Origin of the sequence: Wolbachia endosymbiont (group A) of Anthophora plumipes (genome assembly GCF_964028115.1) — a bacterium.
Classification (GTDB): Bacteria; Pseudomonadota; Alphaproteobacteria; order Rickettsiales; family Anaplasmataceae; genus Wolbachia.
The window spans coordinates 236478-258029 of sequence record NZ_OZ034756.1 but is presented as its reverse complement, the minus strand read 5'-3'; the positions used below and the strand labels follow the sequence as shown (position 1 = coordinate 258029).

General features: G+C 35.6%; 15 protein-coding genes and 1 tRNA gene. 8 read left to right on the top strand and 8 right to left on the bottom strand.

The genetic code is table 11. The features are described from left to right. Window positions 1-97: 97 nt before the first annotated feature. The 5 genes from coxB (at window position 98) to ABWU75_RS01320 (ending at window position 7039) form a co-directional block, all read left to right on the top strand. Window positions 98-862 carry a cytochrome c oxidase subunit II gene (gene coxB / locus ABWU75_RS01340; protein WP_182182743.1) on the top strand — a complete coding sequence of 255 codons (765 nt, stop codon included), beginning with the start codon at window positions 98-100 and terminating at the stop codon, window positions 860-862. A gap of 15 nt (window positions 863-877) precedes the next feature. Further along, window positions 878-2428 carry a cytochrome c oxidase subunit I gene (gene ctaD / locus ABWU75_RS01335; RefSeq protein ID WP_353286914.1) on the top strand — a complete coding sequence of 517 codons (1551 nt, stop codon included), beginning with the start codon at window positions 878-880 and terminating at the stop codon, window positions 2426-2428. A 1-nt stretch (window position 2429) separates the two neighbouring features. After that, entirely contained in the window at window positions 2430-3317 is an 888-nt protein-coding gene (locus tag ABWU75_RS01330) for a heme o synthase (protein WP_353286913.1), read from the top strand. Window positions 3318-3492: 175 nt separating this feature from the next. Continuing rightward, window positions 3493-3930: a ribonuclease HI gene (rnhA, locus tag ABWU75_RS01325; protein ID WP_253309066.1), complete on the top strand. Its 438-nt coding sequence runs from the start codon at window positions 3493-3495 to the stop codon at window positions 3928-3930. Then, complete coding sequence (locus ABWU75_RS01320) at window positions 3923-7039, top strand: AsmA-like C-terminal domain-containing protein (RefSeq protein WP_353286912.1); 3117 nt, start codon at window positions 3923-3925, stop codon at window positions 7037-7039. Before rnhA ends, ABWU75_RS01320 begins: the two co-directional genes overlap by 8 nt. 163 nt (window positions 7040-7202) lie before the next feature. Here the strand turns inward: ABWU75_RS01320 and ABWU75_RS01315 are convergent, their stop codons facing one another. From ABWU75_RS01315 to ABWU75_RS01295, 5 genes are all read right to left on the bottom strand, one after another. Then, entirely contained in the window at window positions 7203-9137 is a 1935-nt protein-coding gene (locus ABWU75_RS01315) for a hypothetical protein (RefSeq protein ID WP_353286911.1), read from the bottom strand. A 541-nt stretch (window positions 9138-9678) separates the two neighbouring features. Continuing rightward, the gene (locus ABWU75_RS01310; RefSeq protein WP_353286910.1) at window positions 9679-10284 is read right to left on the bottom strand and encodes a hypothetical protein; all 606 of its coding nucleotides are present in this window, start codon (window positions 10282-10284) and stop codon (window positions 9679-9681) included. A gap of 150 nt (window positions 10285-10434) precedes the next feature. Then, window positions 10435-11193 (bottom strand): twin-arginine translocase subunit TatC, encoded by a 759-nt coding sequence (gene tatC, locus ABWU75_RS01305; RefSeq protein ID WP_264736339.1) that lies wholly within the window; start codon window positions 11191-11193, stop codon window positions 10435-10437. Next, window positions 11190-12287 carry a type I glyceraldehyde-3-phosphate dehydrogenase gene (locus ABWU75_RS01300; protein WP_341823200.1) on the bottom strand — a complete coding sequence of 366 codons (1098 nt, stop codon included), beginning with the start codon at window positions 12285-12287 and terminating at the stop codon, window positions 11190-11192. Before ABWU75_RS01300 ends, tatC begins: the two co-directional genes overlap by 4 nt. A gap of 1130 nt (window positions 12288-13417) precedes the next feature. Continuing rightward, on the bottom strand, window positions 13418-14440 hold the full coding sequence (locus ABWU75_RS01295) for an IS110 family transposase (protein WP_353286589.1): 1023 nt from the start codon (window positions 14438-14440) through the stop codon (window positions 13418-13420). Between the two features lie 331 nt (window positions 14441-14771). On the opposite strand from ABWU75_RS01295, the gene ABWU75_RS01290 reads away from it, so the two are divergent. After that, complete coding sequence (locus ABWU75_RS01290; protein ID WP_264732096.1) at window positions 14772-14894, top strand: hypothetical protein; 123 nt, start codon at window positions 14772-14774, stop codon at window positions 14892-14894. Window positions 14895-15230: 336 nt separating this feature from the next. Here the strand turns inward: ABWU75_RS01290 and ABWU75_RS01285 are convergent, their stop codons facing one another. The 3 genes from ABWU75_RS01285 to ABWU75_RS01270 all read right to left on the bottom strand — a co-directional run bounded on the left by ABWU75_RS01285 (window position 15231) and on the right by ABWU75_RS01270 (window position 20121). Then, complete coding sequence (locus tag ABWU75_RS01285) at window positions 15231-16136, bottom strand: hypothetical protein (protein ID WP_353286909.1); 906 nt, start codon at window positions 16134-16136, stop codon at window positions 15231-15233. A 161-nt stretch (window positions 16137-16297) separates the two neighbouring features. Further along, a complete protein-coding gene (locus ABWU75_RS01280; RefSeq protein ID WP_265036635.1) occupies window positions 16298-16588 on the bottom strand; it encodes a GIY-YIG nuclease family protein in 291 nt (96 codons plus the stop codon). Between the two features lie 377 nt (window positions 16589-16965). Next, window positions 16966-20121: a peptidase M2 gene (locus tag ABWU75_RS01270; protein WP_353286908.1), complete on the bottom strand. Its 3156-nt coding sequence runs from the start codon at window positions 20119-20121 to the stop codon at window positions 16966-16968. A gap of 397 nt (window positions 20122-20518) precedes the next feature. Between ABWU75_RS01270 and ABWU75_RS01265 the strand changes: the two genes are divergently transcribed. Next, window positions 20519-20591 (top strand) — tRNA-Val (locus ABWU75_RS01265). Between the two features lie 26 nt (window positions 20592-20617). Beyond that, the gene (locus tag ABWU75_RS01260; RefSeq protein WP_353286907.1) at window positions 20618-21514 is read left to right on the top strand and encodes a cation diffusion facilitator family transporter; all 897 of its coding nucleotides are present in this window, start codon (window positions 20618-20620) and stop codon (window positions 21512-21514) included. Window positions 21515-21552: the final 38 nt, after the last annotated feature.

The following is a 21552-nucleotide window of genomic DNA, read 5'->3' as shown; positions in this document are numbered from 1 at the left end:
AAAATTATTAACCATCACTAATCTCTATTTGCATAGTAAGTTTATATATACTATTATACAGTATATCATTTAGTTTTATAGCAAACAAACAAAAGATATGGTGAAGTTATTTGCACTATTGATAATATTTTACTCAAATATATCTGTTGCCTCTGCTCCTACTTCCTGGCAATTTGGATTTCCTGCTCCTGCAACTGAAGTAATGGAGGCTGTAGTTAGGTCACATTCGTTTGTAATGGTTGTGATGGTTGCAATAATGCTTTTTGTGTGGGCGCTGCTTGCTTATGTAGTATTTCGCTTTCGTAAAAGCAAAGTGGCAAACGTAAGCCAAACTAACCACAATGTCCTTTTAGAAATTGTTTGGTTTGTTATACCAACGATTATTGTTGGTATATTAGCCTTTGAAAACGCTAAATTACTGAAGCTACAGGAAGAAATACCGAAAGCTGATATAACACTGAAAGTTATTGGCCATCAATGGTATTGGAGTTACCAATATCCAGAATATCAAGGTGTGTCATTTGATAGTTATATTAAGGGAAAAGAAGACTTTATCGAAGGAGATTTAAAGCTATTCTCTGTTGATAACAACATCGTTTTACCCATTAATACTAACGTTCGTTTACAAGTTACAGCAGGAGATGTGATACACAGCTGGGGAGTACCGGCTTTCGGTGTAAAAATTGATGCGATACCAGGTAGGCTGAATGAGGCGTGGTTTAATATCAAAAAGTCTGGTGTTTATTACGGGCAGTGCTATGAATTGTGTGGTCAAGGCCATGGATTTATGCCAATTGTTGTTGAAGCAGTAAGCAAAGAAGATTTTAATAAGTGGATTGAAAATAGAAAATTAGTGAGTTAAATTTGGAGTATAGATATGAGTGACGTACCAAAGGGCATAAAGCGTTGGTTGTTTTCCACTAATCATAAAGACATAGGGACACTGTACATTATTTTTTCCATATTAGCTGGAATTATTGGTGGATTATTATCGGTGATTATTCGCACTCAGCTAATGCACATTAATATACTTAACAATAATTATCAATTATATAACGTAATGGTTACAGGGCATGCGTTGATAATGGTGTTTTTTATGATAATGCCAGCCCTCATGGGAGGATTTGGTAACTGGTTTGTACCTCTCATGATTGGCGCACCAGATATGGCATTTCCTCGTATGAATAATTTAAGTTTTTGGTTATTAGTGTCATCTTTTATTTTGCTCATTCTCTCAGTGTTTATTGGTGAAGGTCCAGGTACAGGTTGGACTTTATATCCACCTTTATCACAGGTAATGTCCCATCCAAGTGCAGGAGTTGACATTGCTATACTTGCACTTCATGTTGCTGGTATGTCGTCAATTGTTGGGGCGATCAACTTTATAGTTACTATATTTAACATGCGCACAAAAGGAATGTCATTAACTAAGATGCCACTGTTTGTTTGGTCTGTCTTGCTAACAGCATTTATGTTGATTGTTGCCTTACCAGTGCTTGCCGGTGCTATAACTATGCTTCTTACTGATCGCAATGTTGGTACTTCCTTTTTTGATCCTGCCGGTGGCGGAGATCCTGTGTTATTTCAACATCTATTTTGGTTTTTTGGTCATCCAGAAGTTTACGTAACTATTTTTCCTGCATTTGGCATCATAAGTCAGGTTGTATCAACTTTTTCTCACAGACCTGTATTTGGTTACATAGGGATGGTTTATGCTGTGATAGGTATAGCAGTATTTGGCTTTATGGTGTGGGCTCATCATATGTTCACTGTTGGGCTTAGTGCTGACGCTGCTGCATTTTTTAGCACTACCACAATTTTTATCGGTGTTATAACTGGTGTAAAAGTCTTTAGCTGGATTGCAACTATGTGGGGTGGAGCAATTGAGTTTAAGACCCCTATGCTATTTGCACTAGGTTTTATTTTTATGTTTGTTGGCGGTGGCATAACGGGAATAATTCTTTCTCATGGTGGAATAGATAAGCTTCTGCATGATACCTACTATGTTGTTGCTCACTTCCATTATGTCATGTCACTTGCTGCATTATTTGGAGCTTTTGCTGGCTTTTATTATTGGATTGGTAAAATGTCGGGTAAACAATATAATGAGCGCTTAGGTCAAATCCACTTTTGGCTTACTTTTATTAGTACCAATATCACTTTTTTACCTCAACATTTCTTAGGATTAGCTGGTATGCCGAGGCGTATACCTGATTATCCTGATGCGTTTATCCCTTGGAATTATATATCCTCAATTGGCTCATATATGTCCTTTGTTTCAGTTATGTTTTTTGTGTTTATAGTTATACATCTCTTTAAATGGGGCAAAAAAGCTGGAGATAATCCTTGGGAAGGTGACACCTTGGAATGGACAGTGTCTTCACCACCGCCTTTTCATACTTTCGAAAAGCCACCAGTGGTAAAATAGAATGTACACAAGTGTTTTGCTAAATGTTGAATCAACAATACTGGATTTTTGGCGTTTGCTGAAGCCAAGGATAATGTATCTTGTGGTATTTACTGCAGTTGCTGGTATGGTTACTGCACCAGGTAGTATGCACCCTTTTCTAGCACTAATATCTCTTATATGTGTTGCTCTTGGCTCAGGATCTGCAGGTGCTATAAATATGTGGTATGACAGAGACATAGATCTGCTCATGGAAAGGACAAAAAACCGCCCTATACCCTCAGGAAGAATTCTTGCAGAAGGTGCGCTTGAATTTGGTATAACTCTTGGAATATTGTCAGTATTTATCATGGCAATAGCAGTAAACTATATTTCTGCTGCTTTGCTTGCAGTTAGCATATTATTTTACGTTTTCGTATATACAATTTGGCTAAAAAGGCGTACTCCACAGAATATCGTTATCGGTGGTGCAGCAGGTGCTTTTCCTCCAATGATTGGCTGGGCAGCTGTGACTAATTCTGTCAGCTGGGAAAGTTTCATTTTATTTTTAGTAATTTTTATGTGGACTCCACCACACTTTTGGGCCCTATCTTTAAATAAGTCTGAAGACTATGCAAGAGCATCGATTCCTATGTTCAATATTGTTTATGGTCCGGAAAAAACAAGAAAATATATATTAATTTATAGTGTGTTGCTGGTATTAACCAGCTTGCTTCCAGCTCTATTTTTGAAAAAGGCTTTACTTTATCTAAGCATGGCAATTTTTGCAGGTTGCATCTTTATTTGGTACGCTATATCAATTCTCAGATTCAAGAACCACAACTCACAGAAACAAATGTTTTCTTATTCAATTTCTTATCTATTTTCCCTATTCGCCAGTATTATTTTTTGTTCTATTGATTTATTTTAGTTATGAAAGAACGGCAGAAGCATAAAAACTATTTTTTACTTTTCCTTTTGGTAATGCTCGTTGTCACACTTTTTTTTGTTTCTATAATAAAATTTAAAGGTGCAGCTTAAACTACCTTTAGAAATTGTGCTTTCATAAAAGCAACTATATACTTTGTTAACCGATATAAACAAAGATGAGTAAGAAAGAAGTGACAATATACACGGATGGGGCGTGTTCTGGTAATCCTGGAGCGGGAGGATGGGCAGCTATCATATTATTTCAAGATTATAGAAAAGACATTTATGGTAGGGAAGAAAATACCACAAACAATAAAATGGAGTTAACAGCGGTGATCAATGGGCTAAAAGTATTGAAATTTTCTTGTAATATTAATTTATATACGGATAGTCTTTATATTAAGCATGGCATAACAGAGTGGATAAATAAGTGGAAAATGAATGGCTGGAAAACAAGTAATAAAAAATCAGTAAAAAATATGGAATTGTGGAAAGAGCTAGACAACGTTGCTTCACAACACGAAATTGATTGGAAGTGGGTTAAAGCACACAGTGGCAATAAATATAATGAGGAGGCTGATATTTTAGCAAGAAAAGCAATAATCGATGCTTAAAAAAATTACTATATTATTTTCCGTAGCTTTATTGTTCATATTGTGCTTCTTTATTTTTTTAAAGCCTTTAGAAATCAATATTAATTATATTAATTTTTATGTTAAACATAAAATATCAAAAATATTTGTTGGCTCAAGCGTTAATATGGAGAATACCTCAGTTGTTTGGCAGAAAGATGGCAAAGATCCGTATTTAGTCATTACAGATTTGGCAATAGCAAACCCTAATTTTACTATAAAAGTTCCTGAGCTTTTTGTACATTTTAAGTTAAGTTCCTTATTTAAAGCTAGCACAAATCTCTCTCAGGTTTCAGCTGATAATGTGCATGTATGTATCAAGAGAGAAGAAACTAATGTTAATCCGCAAAACTCATTAGACCTTTTGGATAATCATTATTTAAATAGTAACCGCCTTCCTTCGGTGTCATTCCAGCGCGTGACGCTGGAATCTAGAAAAAAAGAAACAAGTAGTCAAGCTACTTGGATGACAAGGACGAGTGCTGGAATGACAGGGAAGAATTTTAAGATGACAGAAAGCAGTGCAAAAAATCTATTAAAAACAATAAGGGATTTTTTTTTTGACTTAAATGCGGATTCAAAAATTGAATTTACTAACATCGCTATTGATAAAAGCACAGAAGATGAATTTTTTATTGATAAATTATATATAGGGAAGGGGGAAGATTTTAATGTTTTAGATATTCATGTGAATACAAAAGATGGAAAGGGATTTTTGGATGATTTATCAATTACAATAAAAAATCGCAACAATTTGCTAAATGTATACGGGACATTTTATAATCTAAAATTGGGACTATTGAGCGAGTTTTCTACATTAGTTAAAAGCTACAATTTGGACAAAAATATAGGATTCAAAGGAAGCTTCTCAGTGAAAATTGATAAAAAGGATGAAATTGTAGATGGAAATATATACGTATTGAATACAGAAAATTATTTGAACAAAAATTTGGCCTTAACTAATGTAAATATAAATTTAACATATAGTGATGGAATTATTAGTGTAAAAAACTTCCATTTTAAGTTAAATGACACGTATCTCTCTTTAATAGGCAAGATGAACTTTAGTACAAGTCATGCTTTGCTTAGAATTAATATTAGCAAGTTTGCTGCAAAGGATTTATGTACTTATGTACCAGATGGTGTAGTGAATAGTAAATTTAGAAGCTGGTATTGTGATAATATTAATGGGGATGTTTTAAATACCATTGTAAGTTTCAATGGCAAAATTAACAATTTGGTTGATGACGATCTGTCAGACATTGTAATTGTTGCTGATATAGAAAATGGTAGCGTAAAATTTGATGAAGATTTTGAGCAAGTAAAGGAATTAAAGGGTGATTTGATCATCAAGAATAACGATCTCAAAATTACTGCAAATAGCGCTAAGTTTCAGAATTTCACTATTAATGGTGGTGATATTGAAATGAAATCTCTCAATAAGGAAAATTCAGTTCTAACCATTAATGGCCAAGCTGTAAGTGATGCGTATGGTTTATATGAGCCTATAAGATTTAAGCTGGATGATGTGGTGAAGGTTGAAAGGGATAAAGTAAGTGGAATGGCAAAATCTGTATTTAATTTTCGCATTTTTAATCTAAATGCTGATGACAAAAAAGTAGACTTCTCAGCAAATTTTCATTCTGAAATTGACAATTTGGCCGTCTATAATGCAAGTCTTGGTAAATATGACATTAAGCTTAGTTTTGGCAGTGACTTTATAGATTTAAATGGTAGTGGTATGGTGAATAACACACAGCTATTATTTGACCTGAAAAGTAGCAATAGGAATGAAAGTTTTGCCTGGAATTTGACCGGAGATTTACCCGCTCAAATACTTGATTTTGATGAAAATATAGGTGGCTATGTCAATACAAATATAGAATTGGTAATAAATCAAGATAAGACGGGACATGTTAATGGTAATATGGATTTATCAGAGCTTGAATCACGTTCAAGTTATTTTGGGTGGAAAAATCGTTTTGAAGATCACAATAAAGTTTTGTTCTCTGTAAAATTAAAAGGTGCCGATGAATTGTTAATAGACAAATTAGATGTTATAGGAAATGACCTAGATATAAAATTCAGCGGAAGAGTAGGAAATGGAAATTTATATTTAAATTCTAGTAGTTTTAAATTGCCTGATAATGATTTTAGTATAGAAATTGAATCAGGTAAGGAAAAAAATGCCATAACTATTTATGGTGAGAAAATCAATTTGAGTGATATTTTAGGCTTGCTTGGCAAAAACAATAATGGATTAAACAAAGATATGGAAATTAGTATGAATGTTGACAATGTAATTATGAAAGAAGGCGTCGTTATCAAAAATGCTAAGCTGAATGTAACCTGTACTAAAGGTAATTGCAATGGAAGTCAATTTACAGGACAGTTTCTAGAAGATAGCAGCAACATACTAGCGGAATACAGTGGAATAGGGCTCGAAATATATGCGGATAATGCAGGTATACTTTCGCGTTCCTTAGGCATTAGTAAATCAGTCAAAAATGGTAAACTTTCTCTTTATCTATCTCCTCAAAGAGAAAATGAAGAACATTATGGCATGTTATCTATTAGTAATTTTTATATCAAAGATGCTCCACTACTCACTACTTTATTATCGATGTCTTCGCTTCCTGGTATTGTAAATGCTATAAAGGATGAAGGTGTATACTTTTATAAATGTAATGTACCTTTCTCATACAAAGATGGCTCTGTCGAAATTGAAGAATCTTGGCTTGAAGGGGCGGAATTAGGCATTAGCACTAGCGGTAAGCTCGACATTAGAAATTATAAATTCCAAGTTGAAGGACAGGTAATACCAGCATATTCAATTAATAAATCTTTGTTAAAAATTCCTATAATTGGGAAACTTCTTACTGGCGGGAAAAGTAGGGGAATCGTTTCAATAGACTATAAAGCAAGTGGTGATGACAAAAACAATAACGTATCTGTTGATCTTATCTCTTCGCTAACTCCAAACCTATTAAAGAGGTTATTGGGAGTGTTTGATCGCATTATGACAAAAACTAACGAAGCTGTCATCGGTGGCTTAAAAGGTGGTGTGAAAAAGAAATTTGGTTCGACATGACCAAAAGGGAAGTTGTTTAACAAAATTATGGACAAAAATGCAAGAATTTCAGAATGATCCACCTGGTTTTTTATCCAGTTGTTTAAGTACCCTTTATCGCCTCCCATATCTGCAAAGTTATAAATACAACTAGAAGGGTAGGGGATAAAAGTTCGTTATTTCACTATATTAGGTCATCATGTTGGTGATAATCTGAGTAATTGCCTACGTAATTTTCGTCAGCATCGTGATTAACATCAGGTTTAAGCAAAGAAAGATTGTCATCGGATTGTTCTTCTGATAAGTTAAGCAAAGAAAGGTTGTTATCAGATTGTTCTTCCTCTTTAGACTCAAATAACCATGAAAAGAATGATGAGATAGAATCAATAACGGATTTAATTGCTGGAAAAATAATACTGGATAAGAAGTTACTGGGTTGCTGAGTGTCTTGCTGGTTACTTTTTTCCTCTTCTACATCTACATTACTTTGCTCTACTTCATTTGATTTTTCCACCTCTTGTTCAGGTTTACTTCTGCTTATATCCTCTTTGGGTTCTTTTCCTGATTCTGGTTCAGGCTCTTTTCCTGGTTTTGGATCTGTGTCATCCACATCTTCTTCAGACTTACTTCTGCTTATAAGTGTCTTATCTAACCATTCGGACATATTCTTGTCTGGATTATGAAAATACATTCGACTTATCTCCTTATTTTCATCAATAGAAATTACTACAGCTGCATTCTGACTTAATGGCCCCTCATTTAATCCATCACATTCACTAATGAGCGATTCATGAGAGTTCTTAATGTCTTTGATAAATTGAAGTTTTTCTTTTTCTGCTGAAAGATAACCTTTGTGTTGTATATCATAATTGGTCCCTTTGTACTTAAATTGCAACACTCCTGTAAACTCTGTGTATTCATCGCCTTTTTGTTCTTCTTCTGGTTCTGGATTCGTGCGGTTTTCATTTGCCTCTTCTTCAGACTTACTTCTGCTTATAAGCGTCTTATCTAGCTGTTTGAATATATTTTTGTCGGAGTTTTGAAAATATATTCGACTTATCTCCTTATTTTCATCAACGTAAATCGATAAAGCTGTATTCTCATTCCCCAATCCATCACATTCACTAACGAGCGATTCATGAGAGTTCTTTATATCTTGAATAAATTGAAATTTCTCTTCTTCTGAAAGGTCCTTGCGGTATATACTATAAGTTGTATCTTTATATTTAAATTTAAACATCGATCCACGATCTTCATATTCATCTAGTCCAGAATTCTTGACACGTTGTATAATTTGAAATTTCTCTTCTTCTGAAAGATCCTTGCAGTATATACTACCAGTTGTATCTTTATATTTAAATTGAAACATCGATCCATGGTCTTTATATTCATCTACACCCATCTGCTTGCAAATAGCTTTATAATTTTTTTCTTCTACTTCAAGTCCAATTGCATTTGCCATCAGCTGATTATTTATACGGTCTAACTCCTCTACTTTTGCTTCGGAAAGCTTAAATTGAAACACATGACCGAATTCATGAGCTAAAACGTTGTCCGTATAAACATCTTTATAGAGTAATACGCTTTCTCCATTTGTCATCCCACCAGAAGTATTGAGCGAAGATTGACTCCGTGAAAACCCAGGAACCAAAGTGCCATATCCCCTATAATTATCTCTATTATTAAAAACATAGGTATGCACAGTCACTTGAGTATCACTATCCATACAAAACTTTGCTTTATATGCCTCATAGGCATTTTGAATATCAAGCTTCATTTGCTCCTGCTCTTGTTGCGATACATTGTCATAATGTATTACGCAATTCAACTTTCCGTATTCAAAATTAAATTGATTAGGCAGCACATCTTGTACTCCTACGTATTTTGTATTCTCACTAAAGTTTTTTGATTGTGCAGTTTTATATAAATCATTACGGTATGTAATAGAGTTTCCATTAGGCAGCTTAGGTATCTGCGCAATCACTGTTCCATTACTATCATAGAAGAAAATATCAGAATCACCAATCCTAAAATCCGTTATAGCTTGCCCACAAGTGCCATCGTTTGCACAATCGTGATTATCTTTCTTATAAAACCATGCGTTAGTGTATTTTCCCATTTTGATACCTCACTACCAAACCTTACTATATTATTATCTTGGTAAAAATCATAATAATTCGTTAACTTGTATTTTAAATCTGTATATCAAATGTACTTTTCTCGTAAGGTGCCAATTGTGAAGCTAATGAACTTTATTTGTTTAAAATTTTGCTGAAATAGCTCTTTTTATACTATGTTTTATATAGCTAAACTGACTTAGATTTACCGACAATTTGAAAGACGACAAATTCGTCATCCCGCTACTAGTTAGCGGCTGAGAGATACCGCGGCGGTATGACGTAGGAAAACCTTTCTTAGGTTAGCTATAGTTCGCTATATTATGTGATTTTATTTTTAGCATTGCTTTTTATATTATGTGATTTTATTTTCCATAATGTATATTATGTAATTTTCAATGCTAATAAAACTACTTCCTAACCTTTTAAACAGCAACTTGTCGAACCTCCAGATTAGTACTTAAGAGAAAGTGTTAAAGTATCTCTTTAAGTATTATATATTAGTATTTGGAGATCATACTTATTTAACTATATGGCGAATTTCTAAGCAGGTACCTTTTCTTTTTCTTCTTGTTCTTGTGCGTGAGCTTCTTCTAGTCTACCACTAGGTTTTAATACTGCATACGTAATACCACCAGCAACAAGTCCAACTGCCAGCGCAGCAGCTACAGCTATACCAGCTATAGCCAATATTGATAATTGAGCACCGGCAACACCACATCCACCACCGACTACCAATGCAGCTATAACACCACAAATGATACCAATTCCTATTGCTTTATTAGTTACTTGTTTAGTTTCTATCTCATGTTTCTCTTTCATTTTATCATTAAAACCTTTGGCAAAACCCTTGGCAAAACCCTCGAAAAAATCCCAAAGTTCATCAAAAAGCATTTGCTCTTCTTCAGGCGGCGTCCCATCAAATTTTACAACGTTGGGGAATTCAATATTTATAATCTCAACATTTAATAGGTTTTTAGTATATCTTTCACCATTTTTGAACTCTATGGTTGTACCACGAGCACTAAGAACTGCTAGTAAATCATCTTTTGAAACTCCTTGTAGAATTTCAGCAACGTTACCATGATCTTTTATTGCGTTCTGTAACCGATCATATAATTTCCTTTGTTCTTCTGTTAAACCAAACATACAATTACTCCCATAAGTCTACTAAGTTTAATTATTGCATATTTTATGTAAAAAATCAAATACACAAAGTCTTATTAGTAATGATCACACACGCTTAAGCAAGAAAAAGGTGCTCGTGCTCGAAAAAGAACGTTACAAATACATATTTATTCAATCCTTTGCCTTCTTCTCAATATACCTACATATCAAAATGGACAATTCATATAGAATCAGCATTGGTATTGCAAGCCCTACTTGGCTTAATACATCAGGTGGAGTTAAGATTGCAGCGATAATAAAAATTACCACTATCGCGATTCTGCGTTTATTTGACAAACTTTGTGTAGTGAGTAACCCTACTCTCACCATCAATGTGAGTATTACTGGAATTTGAAATGCAGTGCCAAATGCAAACATAAATTGGAGAACGAGGTCTAAATATTCGCTAACTGATGGCATAAACTCTATCGGTATATCGAAGGATTTACCACTGTGTTCGAAGTTGATAAAAAACTTCCAGGCTAAAGGAAATATATAGTAATAGACTACAGTAGCTCCCGTTACAAATAAAACCGGGGTTGCAATTAAGTATGGCAACAACACTGCCCTTTCACTTTTATATAACCCAGGTGCTAAGAACATATAGAATTGCCATGCAAACACAGGAAAAGAAAACAAAAGTGCGCTCATTATTGCGACTCTAAGATACACAAAAAATGCCTCTGTTAAGTCTGTGTAAATTAAAGAAAAACCTTCGCTATCTTTTGTTGCTTCTATTAAAGGTGCAAGTAAAAAACGGTATATATTTTCCTTAAAGTAGTAACAAAAACCAAAAGTAACGCAAAAAAATAGAAAGCAAAAGATAACTCTTTTTCTGAGTTCCGCAAAGTGCTCACAAAATGAAGCATATTTGTTTGGGTTTCCATTCATACTTTACTATGGCTCAATAATGCTATGTCTAACATTCTCAGCGAAAAAGCCCACTCATTGTCATACCACGCTGCAACTCTACAGATGTCGCCTGTAACATATGTACCAGTTGAATCCACAATTGCGCTATAAGGGTTATGCACAAAGTCTATTGAAACTAAAGGTTCCGTGCATATAGAAAGTACATTTGACATTGGAGAACCCTCTGTCATCCTAGTACCCTCTGATGTCATCCGAGTAGCTGACACTGGGATCCAGAAATTAGATTCCAGCGTCACGCGCTGGAATGACGTAGAGGAGAGAGCTGCATCCTTAAATATTTCATTGATTTCTTCAACGGTCGCTTTCTTATCAGTCGTAAATTTAAAATCAACCATAGAAACATTGCTAACTGGAACTCTGACGGCAGTGCCATCTAGCTTTCCCTTTAATTCAGGAATTACAGAACCGATTGTTTTTGCTGCCCCGGTTGTAGTTGGCACCATAGATAATCCGCAAGCCCTTGCTCTGCATAAGTCTCTATGATTGCCATCAAGAACATTTTGATCATTCGTATAGGCGTGTATAGTAGTCATAAAGCCACTTTTTATACCTAGATTAGAGTGTAGGACTTTCACAATCGGAGCAAGGCAATTTGTAGTGCAAGAACCTGCTGATATTACTTTATGCTCTTTTTTGAGCATATCATTATTCACACCATAAACTATAGTTACATCAGCATCTGGAACTGGAGCAGAGACAATCACTTTCTCTGCATTGTGCCTTATTGCTTCTTCACGCTTGTTAAATGCACCAGTACATTCAAGTATTACATCAACATTCCAAGGAATATTTTCAGGGCTCCGTTCTCTATATAAAGAAAATTTTCTGCCATTTATAGATAGCCAATTTTGAGACTCATTAAAGTCAATATCACCACTGAATTTGCCATGAACAGAATCATATTTAATCAAATGTGCATGCTGCTTTGCACTGAGCGATCCATTGACAGCTACAACTTCTATTTGTTTGCTATATTCTTCTATTTCGAAAATAGCACGCAATACGCCTCTGCCTATTCTACCCAGACCATTAATTCCTACACGAATCGTCATCTCTTCATTCAAAAAATTTAATTATAGAGGATATCACTTGATATTTCATTCTATTCTTTTGCTTTTCTATCGATATGAACATTATAGCAAGGAGACAGGGCTAAAAAATTGCTTTACAAACTCCGCCAGCTCCCTTATTGTAGTATTAAGGGTATTTCTGACTCAAAACTTGTTTTTGACCTGCAGGCTCAATGACAAAATTCAGTAAAAAACTTAGGGTATTTTTTGGCGGATTACATAAAATTATAGCGGCTGCATGTCTTTTAAATTTTTTCTACATTCAGCCAAATCGCGCTTATTTTAAGCGTTAGCACATTATTACAGCGCCACTTACAGTAATATAGAGTCAAAACTCGCACCACGGGGCTTCTTTTGCCTTTTTTTTCGTTTGGTAAATTTCTTAATGTTTGTAGCTAAAAGAGCCCAAGAGAGGTGTCATCCCGCTGCTTGTTAGCGGGATCTATGTTAAGAGATACCGCGAATGAATCGCGGTATGACGTAGGAATGAATCGCGGTATGACGTAGGACTGCTGTCATCCCAGTGCCCCTATGATGTCATTCCAGTCTGGAATCTAGCCTTTATTATTTGGTTGAAATTAAGTCTTCTGGATCCCAGTGTCAGCTACTTTCATAACATCATCATAAAGTAAAATGAGATCCCAGTGTTAGCTACTTGGATGACAGGGGAAGGTATTAGGATGACACCGTCATAAGGTGAACCAGTGCTCCTTTTTTTGTTATCCCAGTGCGTGACACTGGGATCTAGCGAACTTTGCTCGCAAACGAACTTAATGGATAAATACCAAACTTTACACTAAAACATAATACTATAGCGGAATTACATGCAAAATGGATCCCAGTGTCTGGGCACTGGGATGACAGGAGATACCGTCTTGTTAGTCAACAAAAAAATTATAAAAATTTCCCAAGTTGCATCATAAAATCAAAAAATACTTCCAATTGTGTAACAGTACACAGATTATAGTTAGTGGATATGTTGATAAGTAAATTAGTTTTATACGCACAAAACAGATGAAGTTTACTTATCAACATATCCACTAACCAACAACACTCAATAAATTTGTGTAAGATACCACTTTACATAAGATAGATAGGAAGCATTTTTGATTTTAAAGTACTAAACCTTCAGTCAACCTCCTAGCCCTGTAGTTTTTGATATGGTTAGGATCAAAAGCACTTTTGGATGTCAGAATACCGAAAATGATATGGAGTAGCTTACGCATTGCAGCACCAACGATGGCCATATTATGCTTACCCTTTTCCTTTAATCTTTGGCAAAAGCTCATAATGATAGGATTGTGATTCTTAGCTACTATGGCAGGAAAGAAAAGTGCCTTACGTAATGTTTGTGAACCGGATTTACTTAATCTGGGTTTGGCATATACAGAGGAACCTGACGTCATATTTCGTGGTATAACTCCTGTATATGCTGCCAATTGCCTGGCATCTCTAAAAACCTCTATATCAGAAACTTCAGCTAAAATAGCTATTGCTGATTCTTCTCCTATGCCTGGAATAGTCAATAGAAGTTGAAAATTTTCCAACAATTCTTTGTGTTGATTTAATAGTTCACGTACGGAGTTTTTTATTGTTTCTATTTTTTGAGCTATATTCATTGCAAGGTCTTCCCAAGCATTTGCAACTTCTTTAGGCAGTCTCTCTTTTTTTTCTAAGTGGTTATTTACTAATGTTAACTCATCTTTTAACGCAACTGAGCAACGATAAAGATGTTTTAATTTTTTCATTTCAGGAGAAGGTGGTGTCCAACTAGAAGGTTCCTGTCTTTGGCAATAATCAGCAATAACTTCTGCATCGGTCTGATCATTCTTTTGTCGTATCAGCTTACTCCTTGCATAAGATTTTATGCAATAAGGATTTACAACACTTACAAAATGTCCAGCATTGTGTAGAAATTCAGCCAGTGCTTCGCTATAACAACCAGTAGATTCCATGCAGGTTTTTACTTTTTCTACATTATGTTTGTGTAGAAAATTCAGTAGACTTTGAAACCCATGATCATCGTTCTTAAAGCTTCTTTTTCTAGTTTCACGCTTTCCTTTTTTGCTTATAAATGAGAGAAAAACATCAAAGCGATCTTTTGATATATCTATGCCCAAAAAGTTGTTGATCATATATAACCCCATACGTTACCATTAAAAATGAAAAGTAAGGCTAGTCTTGTGAATACAGAATTAGAACCATTCAGGTCTTTCTACGATACCGTCCAGCCTATACTTTTGAGAAGGGAATTCTTATCTCCTCTACAGATTTTATATCTAAGAGGAAGCACAGAGTTCCTCCCTTCTCCACCTAATGCTTAAGCTTAAAACATTAGATGCTTTTGACAAGATACAAGAAGGAGGCTACTTTCATGACATCATCATAAAGTAAAATGAGATCCCAGTGTTAGCTACTTGGATGACAGGAGAAGGTATTAGGATGACACCGTCATAAGGTGAACCAGTGCTCCTTTTTTTGTCATCTCAGCACCTTCTTCTGTCATCCCAGTGCGTGACACTGGGATCTAGCCTTTATTATTTGGTTGAAATTAAGTCTTCTGGATCCCAGTGTCAGCTACTTTCATAACATCATCATAAAGTAAAATGAGATCCCAGTGTCACGCACTGGGATGACATTATAGGGGCTACTGGGATGACATTATAGAGAGGCGCTGGGATGACACCCTGACAATCGTCATCCCGCTGCTTGTTAGCGGGATCTAGAGATACCGCGGCGGTATGGCGTAGAGCTCGCGTTAGCTATGCTTTTATACTCACCAAATAAGTTTGCTTGCTTACAAGCAAACTTTCCTAGATTCCAGCGTCACGCGCTGGAATGACATTGTAGGGTGTTATCCGAGTCCTTTTTTTCGTCATCCGAGGACCGTATGACGTTATCCAAGTAGCGTGACTACTTGCTGGATTACCAATCCGCAGAAATTGGAACATCTGCTGCGTCTGGAATCTCAAAATGCTGTTGTGACATTACTTCTCTTACATTAGTTTTGAATACTTCACTTTCCATGTTTATTCTTGCTACAGCCGTTTGTAAATTTGGAATAGCTGCTATCGCTGCTGGATCTGATACAACTGCTCGTAAGGCAGGATCAGCTGCTACAGCTGTTTGTAAGGCAGCATTAGTTGCTACAGCTGTTTGTAAGGCAGCATTACCTGCTACAGCTGTTCGTAAGTCAGCATTACCTGCTACAGCCGTGTGTAAGGCAGCATTACCTGCTACAGCCGTGTGTAAGTCAGGATTAGTTGCTGCAGCCGTTTGTAAATTTGGAATAGCTGCTATCGCTGCTGGATCTGATACAACTGCTCGTAAGGCAGGATCAGCTGCTACAGTTGTTCGTAAGTTAGCATTAGTTGCTACAGCTGTTTGTAAGGCAGGATTATCTGCTACAGATGCTTGTAAGGCAGCATTAGCTGCCACATCATTAGCTGATGGAAGACCTTTTGCAATTAAGAAATCCTTTGCTGTTTGATTAGTTTGACCATCATACATTACTAGATCTTGCTTCTCAAGAGATTCTCCTAATTTTTCCACTAAAACTAATTTATTAGCACCATTTTCTGTACTAAGTGACTTTCCTATCGCGTTTGCTAAACCATCTACTGTGTACTCTGTTTTATTACCACCATTTGGTGTATATGCTACTTTAAGATTATTTGCGATAGTATCCAAGGCCAAGGTATATTTATTACCCGTACCATCTTCTAAAATTATAATTTTAACCTCACCTAGATTTGTTGCAGCGTCAGTTGCATTTTTATTAAATTTTAAACTAGCCGGCATATTACCCTCTCCGTTAATTATAAAAACCATAGCATGCATGAAAATAGTATAATTTTCGTTAATGCTAGATTTTACATAAGATTTCCTTGAAACTTTTCATTTTAGAATTCTTCTCTTGTCATCCCACTCCCCTCTCCTGTCATCCCAGTTCCCTCTCCTGTCATCCCAGTGCTTGACACTGGGATCTCATTTTATTTTGTAATTTCATCATATAAATCAGCCCAATTTGGGTTTTCCCTTTCAACTAAATCAATTTTCCATTCTCTTTTCCAGCTTTTCAAAAGTTTTTCTCTGTTCAGAGCTGAACCTACATCTTGAAATACCTCAAAGTAAACTAATTTCTGCACATTGTACTTTGATGTAAAGCCAGAAATAACTTTATTTTTATGTTCCCAAATTCGTTTAGTTAAATTTGACGTTATACCTATATACAGAGCCTTATTGTGCTTGCTTGTAAGTATATAAACATAATAACTTTTCATATATAGTAAATAAATTCCCAGTGTCAAGCTACTTGGATGACACCGAAGGGGCTACTCGGATCTGTCATTCCAGCGCGTGACCCAGATGCAGCCACTTATTTAAAGTTAAGTTTTCTGGATCCCAGTGTCTGGGCACTGGGATGACACCGAAGGGGCTACTTGGATGACACCGAAGGGGCTACTCGCATGACAGCTAGCCTGACAACCGTCATCCCGCTACGTGTTAGCGGGATCTAGAGATACCGCTGCGGTATGACGGTTCGCGGTGGTATGACGTAGGACTGCTGTCATCCCGCGACTTGTTAGCGGCTAAGAGATACCGCGAATGAATCGCGGTATGACGTGTTGCTTGGGTCAGCTATACTTGCTTCCCTGTATTAGATGTAGGCCGAGTTGTGGTCGTGATAAATGTGGTCGCTTGCGCAATCGAACATTTTCACAAAGCCATTTTCCAGATAAGAGTTATATTCATTATGTTGACCTAAAAATATAGTGCTATCTTGTGTTTCTAGGCTGACCTCATTTGTACCTGACAGCAACCCATAGTTTAAGTCACCTATCTTACCAATGCTACTTATCACTTTACCATTATCATTATTAGATATAGCTAGATCATAATGATTGCCATCCTTCACTATCTTAATAGATACCTTATCCGCAGGTAATAATATACATTTTCCCGCATCACTATCGCGAATTACAAATTTGCCATCTTTAAAGTAATATTTGTCTTCGGGCAAAGCACCAACCTTATATCCCGATTCAGCCAATTTGTGCCAGAACTTTAACACAGAGTTTTTATCTTCCCCTTCTGCCCTATTGTACAAAGCTTTTAGGTCATGATAATCTATGGTTACATTTGCCTTGTGCTTCCCTTCTGAGTCCTGCTCGTAGCTCTTTTCTATTTTCAAGATTGTATCTTTCAATACCTGCTCTTTCTCTTCCACTGAAGATGACCTTTTTGCCCTTGTTGGAATTTGTGGCTGATCAGACTGCATTTCACTATTGTCGTTTGATACAGTTCTCTCTTCAGCAGCTTGTGCAACAACATTAGTAGTATTGTGACTTATGTGTGATGTATCAACTTCTGTCTTAGTTTCACTTACTTGCCCTTTTGGACTTTCGGTTTGTTTCTCTTTTGTGAATATTCTCTGATAGTCCGTGTAGCCTCTATTAGTGTCACCGATATCACCATCACCTTGATCGAAAGTTATTTTTTTACTTCCATTCCCCATGTCCTCAATTTCAACTTGAGGAGAAACAGATGCGAGGAAATCGTTATAACTGTAGTTGTAGTCAGCAGAAAAGAATATTTTCCCTTTGAAGTTATGGAAATTATTAGATAACATTCCAATTTCTTCATCAGTATCACCATCAAATAGTTTTACTTTAGTGAAATATGCTTGATCTTTTATTCTAACTATTTCACCGCTAGAGTTTCTTTGTATTTGGTAATCATTTGGGTCGTACTTTATAGCAAAAAGTTTGCCAGAGCCATATTTCTCTAAGTTTATAAGGCCCACATTTACATGTTTATGGGAATAATCTCTCTTCTCATATTCATGTGCAAATATTGGATCTATATATCTATATTCATCTGGTATGCCATTATACTCTCTCCCTTCAGAATCAGATGGTGCTAACTTATATTGTCCATCCTTTTGCACTAACTTTAGATGAGTAACTTTTTCAGGTAACTCATAGCGCACATTTTTTCCGTGATCATGAATGAACAAGTTACTTCCATTTGTAATTTCACCTCTTTCATTTTTCACCTCTTCGGTAATATAAAAGCCCATATTTTTGAATTCATGTAAGCGCTCGTCTCCTTGCTTTACAACCGCTTCGTATACATCGTCGTCTGTCCTGTCGGTTCCCTTATTATCCAGTAGTTTTCCTTTTTCTACGATTACTCCATTTGCCTTTTGCTCATCAGAATATTGGGCATGCTCTGAATCCTGATGATTCAAAATTTTGGTACCTCTAAGGAGCAGAGAATCTAAATCTTTTTGGATGTGTCCAGTGCTAGGATGCAACAATTCATTTTCATGTAAATGTGCTTCATCAAAGTATTCATCGCGTTCAACTGTTCTGCCATCTATCAGAGAAGCTTTATAATGACCATTTTCTTTTGTAACCGCCATATAAGCACTACCATCATATTGAACATTTAAGTTGTGCAATATATCCTCAAAAACAAAAGTTTCTTTAGTTTGGCCTTCAACTTGCTTAAAAAATCCTGATTCGCTCAATAACTCTCCAAGCTTTGCATTTCCGTCATATATAGACAGTGCACCCATATTTCCTTGACCATGAGCTTGCATAGAAAAAATCTTACCTTCTTGTAGATCAATATGAGTACCTCTGATTAAGTTTGGATCGATATTGACCAGCCCATCTAATATTTTTGCTGCTTGGGAATTATTTTCAATCTTATCAACAGCTTTGTTTTTTAGTTGATCAAACTTTAAAAATGCTGGTCTGTATTTTGTATTTTCCTCATTACGTAACTCTTCAATAGTAATCTCTCCTTTATGATATTTTTGATACATTTCACCACGTTCTTTATTCAAATTATCAAACTCATCTACCTGATTCTTAATTTCTGTATCGTATTTTGATAATATCCTTAAAGCCTGATTTTTATACTCTTGACTGTTTTGGTACTCATTACCTTGTTGGTCAGAGTAAGTCAGCTTAACCTGCCCATCAGCAGTTTTTACTGCCTTTAAGAAATGATATTCCTTTGATATATCGAGCCAACTTTTGAAGTCAGCATCATGTCCTTTTATGTCTTTCAAGAAACTTTTTGACTCATCTGAGTTACCTTGACGTAAAGCATCTAGGTAGTCTCTTAATAAACTAGGATCTTTTTCCTGTAAGTACATTATCAACGCATGACCTGTTTTATAAACCAGGCTATTTGCTTCGCTGTCCTTTGAATATTCTAAACTTAAAATTTTATCTAAATCCAAATTTTCAGCTTCAGTTTTGTCGATACTTGATCCTTGAGAATTGAATTTATGATCTGAATGATGCTCAAAGTAATCTGCAATTCCTTCCATTAATACTGTAGGTAGGTGCTTACCTCCTGTAGCCAAGTAAGTTAAACCATGTGCAAATTCATGCTGAAGGTTATGAACGCCACCTTGCTGATAGACATACATTTCAGCAAAAACATCAGCTTCTCCTTTGTAGTAACATTTACCACCTTCATCTCCAAGGTAAGAACCAAAACGCTCGCTTCCGCCAAGGTGAGTGTAATCATCCTTGTCATCAAACATATAAATTTTAAATGTTTGTTCTGAGTTGCTGTGTTCTAACTTGAATGTATCTTTAAAACTAGTAGCTGTTTCTTTTATCTCACTTTCAATTGTTGCAATTTTACTTGCTCTTAAATTATGAGAATAAACTTCTACTTTAATATTTAAATCTTTAACTTCTACAACATGTGGCGAATTAAACCCTTTGCCGTTATTGTTAAAGTATTCTTCTTTAGTTATATTTTTATTTATTTGTTGATTGATTGTCATAATTCTAACCTCTAATTTATTAACTCTTCAAATATAAGGTGATCTCTACTAAAAAAGTGTGAATTTTCATATTGGTATAATCTATATCTTAGTGAAGAAATATAAGTAATTAATTTAATATGAACAATATAAGATATAGCTATAACTAAAGCAATTTAGATTTACCGATAATTTGGTAAGCTATGAACTCGTCATTCCGCTACGTGTTAGCGGAATCTATGCTGAGATGCCGCGAATGAATCGCGGTATGACGTAGGAAAACCTGACCTGCACTAGCTATAGGCTCTATAGCTTGACCACAAAAAAAATCTAAATTCTAACGTTACATTAGGATAGGGTAAGAATTTAAAAGCAAATTGACTTTCATTCCACCAAAGCACTATACTAAAACCACGATGGGTAATTAGCTCAGTTGGTAGAGCACTTGCTTGACGTGCAAGCGGTCGCTGGTTCGAACCCAGTGTTACCCACGTTTTTGTTCATGAAAAGATTTTATATGACAGCAGTGCATAACGGCAAACACTCAGCAGCACAGTCCAAGCGCTTAATCTATTCCATAATAATAGTTGCGATAACAATGTTTATGGAAATAGTAGGTGGAATAATTTCACATTCGCTTGCTCTACTATCAGATGCAGGGCATATGCTCACTGACCTCTTTGCCTTAGTTTTAAGCTGGTTAGCACACAAATTTTCAGCTAAGAAATCTGATTTGCAAAGATCATACGGGTATCATCGGTTGCAGATAATTGCAGCATTTGTTAATGGTTTAACTTTATTCTTCATTGCAGTAATCATTATAATTGAGTCAATAAAAAGATTTATTTTTCCGGTAAATGTTGAGTGGAAAGTAATGTTAGTAATTGCTACACTTGGCCTGATCTCTAATATTATAGTCTTTTTTATATTACATAGTAAATGCGAGAGCAATATAAACATAAAAAGTGCTGTACTACACGTTATAGGAGATATTTTAGGTTCTGTAGCTGCTATACTTGCATCCATAATTATCATGTTTACTGGATGGCAAATGGTGGATCCGATTTTATCGGTATTTGTCAGTGTAATCATTTTGAATAGTGGCTACAAAATTCTAAAGAATTCTTGCCACATACTTCTTGAAGGCACACCTGAAGGGATATCTACTGAGGAAATAAAAAGTAAGATCACATCAGAATTATCTGAAGTGATAGATGTGCACCACATACATGCATGGTCACTGTCTGATAATTATTTTATAATTACCATGCATGCCAAAGTAAAGCAAGATTCACAACACACTGATATTTTGTATGAGATAAAAAAAATACTACTAAATAGGTTCGAGATAGCACACTCTACAGTCGAGATCGAATACGATGAGTGTGCGGATAATAAGATACTTAAACATTGACGTTTTAAATTACTATGCTATTACTAGAGTGTAATGAT